This is a genomic window from Vibrio frigidus, from assembly GCF_042465995.1.
Classification (GTDB): domain Bacteria; phylum Pseudomonadota; class Gammaproteobacteria; order Enterobacterales; family Vibrionaceae; genus Vibrio.
Window position 1 is genome coordinate 62,750 of record NZ_JBCDMC010000010.1, and the last position, 11,179, is coordinate 73,928.

Here is an 11,179-nt window from a genome sequence, read left to right on the forward strand (position 1 = left end):
TCTATATTTTAACAATACTAAGGACATAATAATGTTTACTCGTGAGTCTGGCATAGCTGTACCATTAGTAATTATTTCTATAATGGTAATGGCTGTTGTTTTTAGTCCACTTCAAGTGCACCTATTGCAATAGCGTCAGGGGCTATATATGGACATTTTGAGGGAACATTCTACATTTATCTTGGCTCGCTATTAGGATCATCAATAGCGTTTGGAATAGCCAGGATTATGGGTTATAAAAAGGCCCACAATTGGTTGGATAATCGTTACCCACATGGCGATTAGGTAACCAAAATCGATTAATGTATGTAGTTATGTTTTCAAGATTGATACCTTTTATTTCATTTGACGTAGTGAGTTATGTCGCTGGCGTCACAGTACTGTGTTACAAATGATTTATTGTCGCAACCGCGATAGGTATCCTTCTTGCGAGTTTCTTACTTACCCATTTAGGCTCGACGGCAATTGATCAGTTCTTTAGTCTTTAGCATCAATATGCTTGTATTTATGGGGGCGTTGTTTATCGGTGTAGCCTGGAAATTTTTAAATAAATAAATTTTGATATTACTCATTCCATTTAGATTTTTTATAATAAAAAACCAACTTTTTATTTGGTACATAGTAGTGTCGACCTTCATATTTAACATGTTATTATTGTATCTTTGTTTATCATTACAAATTTGTCATTTTTTTGAACCATTGTTGTCAGCATGTATATTTGATAATGATTGTACTGAGACTAAATTTGAAAAGGTAATAAATATGAAAAAGTTCAATGCAATTTTTGTTAGCTTGTCCCTCGTTTTAACTAGCTCGGCAGTGTTTGCTCAACCTCTGTATTATGGAGCAAACTATTTGTCTAGAATAACGGAAAAAACTATTCGTGTTGAACCTGTAGAAACCAAAAAACTTGCATATGAAATCGCACTGTCTGAGTTAAACGCACTTGAAATCTCGACAGCTAGTGGTTTGAATTCCGCATTAAATATTACGAATTTTAGTATCGGATCAAATAAGACTCATTTAGAAGATGGCAGTTATGTCACCGTACAAGAAAGAATCACGAGTGAGGGGGAAATGGAATATGTTGGTTTGGTGAATGTTAAAGTACATTATATAAGACGTGATAGTAATAATTAAAACAATGATTTAATTTGCATTTTTATTGTAGGAGGATTTATGTATTCTAAAATCACAGCGATATTTGATCTCATCCATACAGAAAAAATCCAACGGGCATTGCAAGTCTCAGGGCATTGCTGCTTTATCTTGAAAGAAGTCAAGGGAAGAGACCATTCGTCTCCGACAGTTGATAAGTATCAATTGCAAGCTTTGATGCAATTGGAGATCTATTTATCTTCAGATAGAAGCGCTGAAATAGTCAATACCATCTTAGAGGTTCTTAATGTTGATGGAGATGAGGAAACTTTAGTTTCCGTCCTTCCGTTGGAAAAAGTTTTTCTAAATGGACGTTGTGTTGACTAACTTATTGCTGACTACTACTGAGGTAAATTGTACTTATGTCGTGTCAGCTTTTAAATTATGAACCATAATTGGCATGGTAAAAATTGAAAATTTTAGTTATAGAAGATGAGAAGAAAACAGGGCAATATCTACAAAAGGGTCTAACAGAATCCGGCTATGTAGTAGATTTTGTTGATAATGGTATTGATGGTTTGTATTATTCTACCAATGAAGAATATAATTTGATTATCTTAGATATTATGTTGCCTCACGTGGATGGTTGGCAGATCCTCAGTACGCTAAGGGGGAGTGATATTTTAACACCGGTTATCTTACTTACAGCAAAAGAATTGGTAGAGGATAAAGTGAGAGGCTTTGAACTGGGAGCGAATGATTATGTTGTGAAACCATACGCTTTTGCTGAGCTTTTAGCTCGGATTAAAAACGTATTCAAAAATTATTTACCTACGAAAAATAGTATATTTCAAAACAATAGCATTATTGTTTCTGATTTAGAGTTGGATATTGTCAAGCGTATAGCAGTGCGAAAAAACCAAACGTTTACGCTAACAGCTAAAGAATATTTACTTCTAGAGCTATTGATGCGAAGAAAAGGAGAAGTACTTTCCCGCAGTACTATTGCGTCTTTGGTATGGGATATGAACTTTGATAGTGATACCAATGTCATTGATGTAGCAATAAAAAGGCTAAGGACTAAAATAGATAAACCATTCAATAAACCTCTAATTCATACAGTCCGTGGAATGGGTTACAAGCTTGAAAATTTGGAAGAGCTATGAGTTTAAAAGAATTTTCTATGAAAAAACAATTAGTACAAATGTTTGTAGTTACCACTGTCCTGGTTTATTTTTCTCTAGCTGCAATCTTGCATTATGCCATTGACAGACATTTTTATAACCAAGATTATGCGCATTTGTTAAGTAAATTCAATTCGATTACTAAAGAAGAATTACATAGACCGCAGACTCTTCTGAGTGCCGTTGTAAATAACCCAACTTATCTTTGGTTGATAAAAGATAGAAAAGTACTAAATCAGAACTCAAACATTGCCTTCCCGGATAAACAATTGTTACTGACGAACCCTCGATTGATAACGAGTGAACATGCTATCGAGTGGTCAGCTGACTCTTTAAATATAAGAGCATTTGCATTCCCGGTGGATGGAAATTACTCTCTAGTGATGGGTATTAGTATTAATCATCATAAAGCATTTTTTTCTGAGTTTAGATTAATTTTATTTTGGTCAATGGGGATGATGTTAGTTATATCCACGCTTTATAGCATTATAATTGTTAGAAAGGGTCTTCGCCCTATCTCAACTCTGAATAGTCACATAAAACAAATTGCGCCTAATCAACTTGGGATCCGCATTCCTCTCAGCGAATTGCCTGTAGAGTTATATGAATTGGCGATAACGCACAACAAAATGTTGGATCGGTTGGAGACCGGTTTTGCGAGGTTGAGTGAATTCTCCTCAGATATAGCGCATGAGTTGCGTACACCGCTGTCAAATATCAGTACGCAGAATCAAGTGATTCTGTCTGCTAATAGAAACAATGAAGAATACAAAGATACTATAGAATCAAATCTAGAAGAACTGAGCCGAATTATAAAGACAATTAATGATGTTCTCTATATAGCAAAAGCTGAGAATTTACTGATACACCGTAGTGATGAATGGTTAAGTGTTGAAAATGAAATTGAGAGAATTGTTAACTATTTTGAAATTCTTGGAGAGGAACAAGAATTAACTTTAGATATAAGTGGTAAAGCTCGAGTATTCATGGACAAAAACATGTTTGAAAGAACAATAAATAACCTGTTATCTAATGCTATACGACATGCAGATGTAGGGTCTAAAATTAATGTGGATATTCAGTCTCATATAGATCGAGTTCTAATAACAGTTGGTAATTTTGGTGAAACCATACCACCTAGTGCTATCCTTCATTTATTTGATCGTTTCTATCGACAAGACAAGTCTCGTCAGCATACTTGTAGTGTAGGTGCAGGTTTAGGTTTATCGATTACGCAATCAATAGTTCACGCCTACCATGGTACTATTTTTGTTAGGTCGGAACAAGGTTTCACTTCTTTCACTATTCAATACCCAGTGGCTTAAGTTCACTATTTTGATAGCCAGTTAATTAATCTGTATTGCCTCACCTGAAGTATCATTAAGTGTTGCCCCAGGTTCCATTGAAAAAATCGTTTTGGTTAGTATAAAGTTGAAAGCGATTATTAAAATAACGATGAAATTCAAATTCTACTGCATTGACACCAGTTGATATTGTCGAAATTATTAAACATAATACGGTCTTTTTATATATGTTGTTTCCTGGGCATATATTTTTTAGATTAATTTAGTGACAAATATATTTAAGGCGAGTCACTAGAATCTACATGTTACCGGTATGGTGATATGAATTTGTAATATCTAGGTAATGGTTCATTATTATATAATAAGATGCGATAATAACTATCACACTGTTCTTACTTGACTGTTATAATTACTTGATTTGTCGGTTTATTGTGTTAGCAGGATGAAAAATATGAGGCTAACTATTGTGTCATTCTTATTATGGATGATTTTTTATGTGTTAAAATAACCGAGCATCTCTGCTAAATGCTCGGTTTGAACGGAGGAACTAAATGAAAAAACATGTTTACTTAAGTATAAAAATAAGTAAACACGATTAGTATAGAGACTATTAATGACTTATTTGGTACATGGGTGTGACATTTTTGTAATAATGGTAGCCTAAATTGTATCATTTATATGATATTTAACCTATTGACAACCCAGAGAGCACGTTCTTTATTATTCATTAAATTTCATGTAACAAAGTAGGTTGGTATCATAAAGAAAAATGTTTACTTTAAGAAAAGTATATAATAACTTCAGATAAGTCATATGGGTTTAAACTTCAATGAGTTATTCTTACCATTTTTAATGCTTACTTGAGTCAACTTAAGATCACGAACAACTAAATTGATTTAATTCACTCTTCTCTTATATGTATCAGGCTTAGTTGAGTAATTCGATGAAATTAAACTGACAAGCTATGTTCTGACCGACTACACTCAGCGAAATACGTATTCCATGATTAAATTTTCTTATAAAAAATTCAGTTGGAAGCAAGTTAAGTAGCAAAAGCATTATGACAGTACATATGGTGAAACAAGTCATATTTATGTCATTTAAGATGCGGTAAGGTTTATAGACGCGCTGCTTTCAGTTGCAACACTATATTTTTATCAACTGTCGATTAAGGCATGTCGAGGTTTTGACCAAGATAAAAGCTTGAGAGGCTATACAATGTCAATACCTAATGGTTGCTGCATAGAACGTAAAATTCATTGTATTGTAGTAATAAATAACAATAATAGGCATTAGCAATATGTCAAAAATGTCATGATTCGACCCGTAGTTAGTCATTGTCGTAATGTTAACATTGAATTCAACAGCACGATAATCTTAATCACAGGACGAACAAATGAAATTTATCAAAAAAATTGTAATCACAACACTAATGTTAGTGAGTTCAAGCGTATTCTCAGGAGAGTATGTACCAACTCCTGGTAATTTTGTGGAAAGACTGAATAGCTCAACCATTGATACAGGGGTAGTAAAAACGAAGGTAGAAGCCTATAAGTTGGGATTGAAAGTACTGACGAAGCTATACTCTAGTTCTCCTCGAGAATTATCGAAAATTCTGAGAATAAACAATATAAATTATAATCCAAAGAGTATTCATGTAAACGATGGTGGATATATAAACGTTGAGGAAATGATGAATCATGATGGAGATATTTTGTATCGTGGTGTATTAAATATTAGCTATCATTTTTCAGAAAGAGACTCTAGAGACTAACGTGGCGTGGCTTGATTTGACTAAATATATTCTGTCCATGGACTATATATTTCGATGTTAGGCGATTAAAAAATGGACTTATTATCTTACTTATAACAACTATCCTCCCATAACATGTCAACGCCGACTTAAAACTGACCCACTTAACGGCGTTATCGCCGATTTAAAACTGACCCACCCATGTAGTTAATTCCACTGTTGCTTCTTGGTAGTTTCTAATATCGCTGGAACGACTCCTGCCGCTCTTTTCCCTTTCAACCGATAACTCTCTCCGCTTATCTGAACGATGTGTGAGTGATGTAATAAGCGGTCAAGCAACGCAGCCGTCAGAGTCGTGTCGTCGGCAAACGCGTTTGACCATTGTGAGAACGGTAAATTGCTAGTCACGATAATACTGCCTTGTTCGTAACGCTTAGCGATGACATTAAAGAACAAGTTTGCTTCTTCCCTGCCGAACGGCAGATATCCGATTTCGTCGACGATTAAGAGCCTTGGTGTTAGTACGCTTCTTTTAAGGTAGTTTTCCAGTCGGCCTTGTTTCTTTGCCGTACTCAGTTGCAACATTAAATCTGCCGCCGTAACGAAGCGAGTTTTAATTCCCTTTTGAACCGCCGTCATGCCAAGACTTACAGCAAGGTGGCTCTTGCCAACACCGCTAGGGCCGAGCAGAACGATATTCTCCTTCCGTTCTATAAAGGCGAGTCCCGTAAGCTCTCGAAGTTGGTTTTTAGGTGCACCAGTTGCGAACGTAAAATCGTATTCTTCGAAGGTTTTCTTCATCGGGAAGCCAGCGAACTTCATCAATGTTGTTCGAGTTCTTTCTGCTTTAGCTTCCAGTTCTACATTCAGCAGAGACTCTAAAAAATCACCAAGGCTTTGCTCTTTTTTTAAGGCCGTTTTCGCTAACCCTGTCCATTCGTTACTTATCGAGTAGAGTTTAAGAGCCTCACAAGCCGCTACGATTCGTGTCATTTGTAAGTTCATATTCTCACCTCCAACAGAGCATCATAAGTAGATAACGGATGTTGGAAGCTCTCGATAGGAACGACAGAGTGGCGAACAGGCGGTAAACTAATTGGTGCACTTGTATTCGGCAATGGTAAAAGCGAGAAGCGTTCTTTCTCGAGTAAAACCTGAGGTTTGGTATTTGTCGTGCCATGTATTCTTTGGTGTGCAACGGCTTCAAGCCATGCGCCAATGTGACCGTTAGCGACATCGACGGTAAGATCAAGACCATGTTGTTTTAACGTTGCTGCTAGCGGTGTAATAAAACTGCTTTTTAGGTAGGAGTTAAAGCGTTCCACTTTTCCCTTCGTTTTCGCTCGATAGGGCCGACAGGCTTTTGGCTTAAAACCGTATTTCTTAGCGGTAGCAAGCAATTGTGGGTTCCAACGATGCTCACCTTCACCATAAGCGTCTCTCTCGATCATGATCGCTTTAGCGTTATCGAACAATGCCTCTTTAGGGACGCCACCAAAAAACTCAAACGCGGCTTCAAGCCCTTGAATCCAATCTTCCTGACGTTCTCGCTCAGAGAAAAGGACGAAAGTAGCACGACTGTAACCTAGTGTCGCCACAAACGCTTTTAGTCGTTTACCGTTACGGGTTATGGTCGTAAAGTCGACTTGCATCTGTTGGCCTGGTTCAGTTTCAAAGCGAACGATAGGATCATAATTAAGCTTGGATTTATATTGCACAACATGCTCTTTGAGCATGGTAATGCCACCTTCATATCCCAATGCTTGAATTTCACGCAATAGCACTGTTGCAGGGATCCAATGTGGTTTTGCCGCTTCAATACGTTCGAGCAAATAAGTTTTATATGGGGCGATTTTACGCGGCTTTCTATCCCGAGGGGAATATGTCGGCGTTGCTGCTTTTGTTCGTAAATAATGCCTCACCGTATTTCTTGATATTCCAAGCTCCTTGGCGATACGGCGGATACTGTACCCTTGTCGATGTAACACTTGAATTTCCACTAGTTGCTCCTGATTAATCATAGTCCGCCGCTTTATCATTTAAACGTACGAACATTGTGCCTCAGGTGGGTCGATTTTCAGTCGGCGTTAGTGGGTCATTTTTACATCGGCGGTAACAATAACATAGGGAGATTGTTATAATTTTGATGTTTATTCCTAATAATATACTATATTATATAAGATATTATTTTCAATAGTCATTTAAAAATGAAATTACTAATAGTAGAAGATGAACCTAAAACAAGCAGTTATCTGAAAAAAGGATTTACAGAGTCTGGGTATGTTGTTGATGTATCTATGGATGGTGTAGATGGCTTATACAATGCGACAACTAATACTTATGATCTAATAATATTAGATGTGATGTTGCCTAAGCTTAATGGTTGGCAAGTGTTACAGACTATGAGAAGCAGTGATATTGATACGCCGATCATCATGCTAACGGCAAAAGATCAAGTGGAGGATCGCGTTAAAGGTTTAGAGTTGGGAGCGAATGATTATGTGGTTAAGCCATTTGCTTTTGTTGAATTACTTGCCCGAGTAAAGAATGCTTTGAGAAAGAACAAAGTTCCGTCTGTATCGGATACCATTTTGACATTGGCAGATTTATCACTAGATATATTAAGAAGAACGGTGTCTAGAAATAATGATGTTATTTCCTTAACCGCAAAGGAGTTTTCCTTGTTAGAACTGTTTTTAAGAAAACGGGGGGAAGTTTTGTCTCGCTCTGCTATTGCATCTCTAATTTGGGATATGAATTTTGATAGCGATACTAATGTTATAGACGTTGCGGTCAAAAGATTGCGTGCAAAAATTGATAAACCATATGATATTAAACTGATTCATACAGTACGTGGAATGGGTTATAAAATCGACGATTTGTCAGAATAATAACTACCAATAAATATGTAATTCTCAGAAACTATTTGAATTTTGTTAATTGAAAATCTAGCTTGTAATTCCGCTCTTGAAACGTTTCTTTCCAAATTTGATAGTGATGCCATTCAAACATAAATATCAAAGTTTTTAGGAAAAAACTAAATACTATAAACAATGAATATCTGTTGGATTTTATTAACAGCAGTTCTCGCTCTCTATTATCCGGGATACGTTAAATAGGGTACGGCATACCTTACACAGAACATTTGTTAAAACCGATCGTATTCGACAATTGTATATCGATAAATTTCAGGATTTTTTCATGTAAACCAATTAGTCTTTATTACTATAAGTAAGGCTATTTTGTCTGTTTGTTTACGTGATACACCAAAATTATGCTTCATACGCTTATGCGGTGTTGGTTTAGAAATGCTATAGTATTGACATACGAAGTTATTAATGCCGCATTTCTCACACACCTTTTGTTACACCTTTATTATGTGATGACATAAAAATATCTATCATCTTGTTTACCTATAAAAATGGTTTAGATGCAACTTTTTGATTAAATGGACCAACTCTCTTAGTGTGTGTTTTTGTCTAATTGAGTTTCATACCGCCTAGGTGTCTGTGGGTTATTCAGTTTTTATAAAGAAAAACATTAAGTGATACAAACTTAAAATGCTCTGAGGTCGCATGGTTATATCCATAGTAGGTATTCTCTGATTACATTTAATAGCCCTTTACGAGTATAGATATGCACCTCGTAGTTTCCTTATACTAATTAATCTACTAATTTATCTAGTATATAAATCGTGTTAGTTAAAGTTAATTTCTACCCAAAGAAGAAAGCGAGTAAAAGTATAGCAACTAACATTACTATGAATACTTTGAACAACAAACCAAGATCATTACTTCCGCCATTTGGTGCTTTATTGCAACAGCTCATATTGTTATCCCCCTTCTATTTGAATAATGCACAACATGATGTAATAATAAACCTTTGTGTCGCACATAAGTCAAGAAATAGTGCGAATTATTTATCAAGTTAAGGTTGCCCTGATAGAGAAAGAGCTAAAGTAGAGAGGATGTTTCCGTGTTTATTGATAGTTTTACGATTGAATAAATTTTTCGATTGCAAAGTTAATTTAGATATTGTATTTGATATTATCGAGTACCTTCTGAAAGATATCTCTCCCCACATGTTTTTTTCAATATCTAAGGACGATGCCTTATTTCATACATGTGGCCCTTAGATGGTATGGTTACTGAAGCGATGAACCCAATAATTAGTGTCCAGAAAAACATCATAGAAATATATCCTGTTTCAAAGGTTGGTGTTTCTAATCGTATCTACAGAAGGTTATTTTTTAAAAAAATATAAAAATTGCACAACATGTTCTCTAAGTATCGTAATTTTACCCCTTATATTTCAATGTTGGAGTTCCACGAAATAAGAGACCTAACGTGTTTTAGTGCGTTCAAGCAGGTCTTGTATGGTGTGAATTTAAGCTCTATTGTATATCGTAGAGAACAACTAGGCGTTGTGATTTTTGGTCGTAAATAATGCCTCACTGTAATTCGTAATATTCATTGCAAACTCTTTTTCGATAAGTAAATACGATATCTTTGTCGACGTAAAATTTTAATTTTCACTACATACTCCTAATTAATGATAGTCCCCGTTTAATCCTTTGAATGTAGGAGTATTTCATCTCAAATGGGTCAGTTTTCAATTGGTGTTAATGAGGCATTTTACATCGACAGTAGCATAAATAAAGCAAAATGCTTTTTTAAAGGACTGGTAGTCTGATAAATACTTGATATAGACGAGTACATTTTCCTCTTTTGTAATGAACTTAACTCAATACTTATTGTATAAACTTATTTGACCGTTGTTATTAAATGCAATTACATTAAAGCCTTTGTAAGGTTGCCCTGACTTTGCCATGCCTGGAGAGTGTTGTGGCATCCCCGGAGCGGCTATACCTGAAATGCTTTCAGGTCGTTCATTTAATAAGCGAGAGATATCTGATTCAGGAACATGTCCTTCAACCATATACCCATCGATGAGTGCCGTGTGGCATGAAGTGAGTTGGCCTGGCATACCGAATTCTTTTTTTATTGAACGCCAATCTTTACTGTGATGCACATTAACTTCATATCCATTTTTTTCCATAATTGCGGCCCATTCTTTGCAACAACCACACGTTGGTGATTTGTAAAGTTCAATGATTGGATTGGCTAAGACGGAAAAACTGAGAGTCATCGTTGATAGCAATAAAGTATGTATTAGTCGTTTCATAATTACCTCTTCATAATTATTGTTTGGAAGAAAGTATTCTCGCGCTATACGAACGCGAGAATATTGTAGACTTAAAGTGTTAATTTTTTTACCATTCCAGCTTCTGCGTGCCCTGGAATATTACAGGCTAACTCAACATTCTTATCGCCGTGGAAGTGCCACAATAATTGTTTGGCTTTGCCCGGTTTGACTGTTACTGCATTAGCACTGTCATGCGCATGGCTTCCCATCGATTTCATCATTTCCCGATGTTCTATTTGCTCTGTCGCGCTACCAATGGTGAATTCATGTTCAATTTTACCTGTGTTCATAATAACAAACTGAACAACGTCATTTGTATCGATGTCTACGTCTTTTTTAAATGTAATTTTCATATCGTCAGATAATATAACGTGCACGACCTTAGTCGGTTTAGATCCCATTGCAGGCATCCCTACATCCGATATACCTTCCATTTCCATACCATTTGAATGGTCTATTTTCATGGTAGTCGAACTTTCCATTGCGCTGTGGTCCATCTTTTTTGCGCCATGACTAGAATCTGCTACTGCGGTTCCAGAAAGTGCGATAAGAGCGAAAGTGATTAAAGTTTTTTTCATGTTGAGCCTCTAAATATTATATGTTTAATAGAGTACTACTACTTTAGTAGTACTCAG

General features: G+C 35.9%; 11 protein-coding genes. 7 read left to right on the forward strand and 4 right to left on the reverse strand.

The window, feature by feature from the left end; genetic code table 11:
* The first annotated feature begins 123 nt into the window (after window positions 1-123).
* The 6 genes from AACW90_RS17210 (at window position 124) to AACW90_RS17235 (ending at window position 5,360) form a co-directional block, all read left to right on the forward strand.
* The gene (locus AACW90_RS17210) at window positions 124-285 is read left to right on the forward strand and encodes a hypothetical protein (protein WP_502226699.1); all 162 of its coding nucleotides are present in this window, start codon (window positions 124-126) and stop codon (window positions 283-285) included.
* A gap of 477 nt (window positions 286-762) precedes the next feature.
* Window positions 763-1,140 (forward strand): DUF3316 domain-containing protein, encoded by a 378-nt coding sequence (locus AACW90_RS17215; protein ID WP_390236877.1) that lies wholly within the window; start codon window positions 763-765, stop codon window positions 1,138-1,140.
* Between the two features lie 39 nt (window positions 1,141-1,179).
* Window positions 1,180-1,485, forward strand: a complete 306-nt coding sequence (locus AACW90_RS17220) for a hypothetical protein (RefSeq protein ID WP_390236879.1) — start codon at window positions 1,180-1,182, stop codon at window positions 1,483-1,485.
* Between the two features lie 83 nt (window positions 1,486-1,568).
* The gene (locus AACW90_RS17225; protein ID WP_390236881.1) at window positions 1,569-2,264 is read left to right on the forward strand and encodes a heavy metal response regulator transcription factor; all 696 of its coding nucleotides are present in this window, start codon (window positions 1,569-1,571) and stop codon (window positions 2,262-2,264) included.
* Window positions 2,261-3,607 carry a heavy metal sensor histidine kinase gene (locus tag AACW90_RS17230; protein WP_390236883.1) on the forward strand — a complete coding sequence of 449 codons (1,347 nt, stop codon included), beginning with the start codon at window positions 2,261-2,263 and terminating at the stop codon, window positions 3,605-3,607. Before AACW90_RS17225 ends, AACW90_RS17230 begins: the two co-directional genes overlap by 4 nt.
* Window positions 3,608-4,982: 1,375 nt before the next feature.
* A complete protein-coding gene (locus AACW90_RS17235) occupies window positions 4,983-5,360 on the forward strand; it encodes a DUF3316 domain-containing protein (RefSeq protein ID WP_390236885.1) in 378 nt (125 codons plus the stop codon).
* A 186-nt stretch (window positions 5,361-5,546) separates the two neighbouring features.
* Here the strand turns inward: AACW90_RS17235 and istB are convergent, their stop codons facing one another.
* Window positions 5,547-6,344 (reverse strand): IS21-like element helper ATPase IstB, encoded by a 798-nt coding sequence (gene istB, locus AACW90_RS17240; RefSeq protein ID WP_390236887.1) that lies wholly within the window; start codon window positions 6,342-6,344, stop codon window positions 5,547-5,549.
* Complete coding sequence (gene istA, locus AACW90_RS17245) at window positions 6,341-7,360, reverse strand: IS21 family transposase (protein ID WP_390236889.1); 1,020 nt, start codon at window positions 7,358-7,360, stop codon at window positions 6,341-6,343. The genes istB and istA overlap by 4 nt, the downstream gene beginning before the upstream one ends.
* A gap of 186 nt (window positions 7,361-7,546) precedes the next feature.
* Here istA and AACW90_RS17250 point away from each other — a divergent pair, with 186 nt between their 5' ends.
* Window positions 7,547-8,230, forward strand: coding sequence for a heavy metal response regulator transcription factor (locus tag AACW90_RS17250; RefSeq protein WP_390236891.1), 684 nt, complete (start codon window positions 7,547-7,549; stop codon window positions 8,228-8,230).
* 1,852 nt (window positions 8,231-10,082) lie between these two features.
* Here the strand turns inward: AACW90_RS17250 and AACW90_RS17255 are convergent.
* Together AACW90_RS17255 and copI are read right to left on the reverse strand one after the other, a co-directional pair.
* Complete coding sequence (locus tag AACW90_RS17255; protein WP_390236893.1) at window positions 10,083-10,523, reverse strand: DUF411 domain-containing protein; 441 nt, start codon at window positions 10,521-10,523, stop codon at window positions 10,083-10,085.
* 71 nt (window positions 10,524-10,594) lie between these two features.
* Entirely contained in the window at window positions 10,595-11,122 is a 528-nt protein-coding gene (gene copI / locus AACW90_RS17260) for a copper-resistant cuproprotein CopI (RefSeq protein ID WP_390236895.1), read from the reverse strand.
* Window positions 11,123-11,179 lie beyond the last annotated feature (57 nt).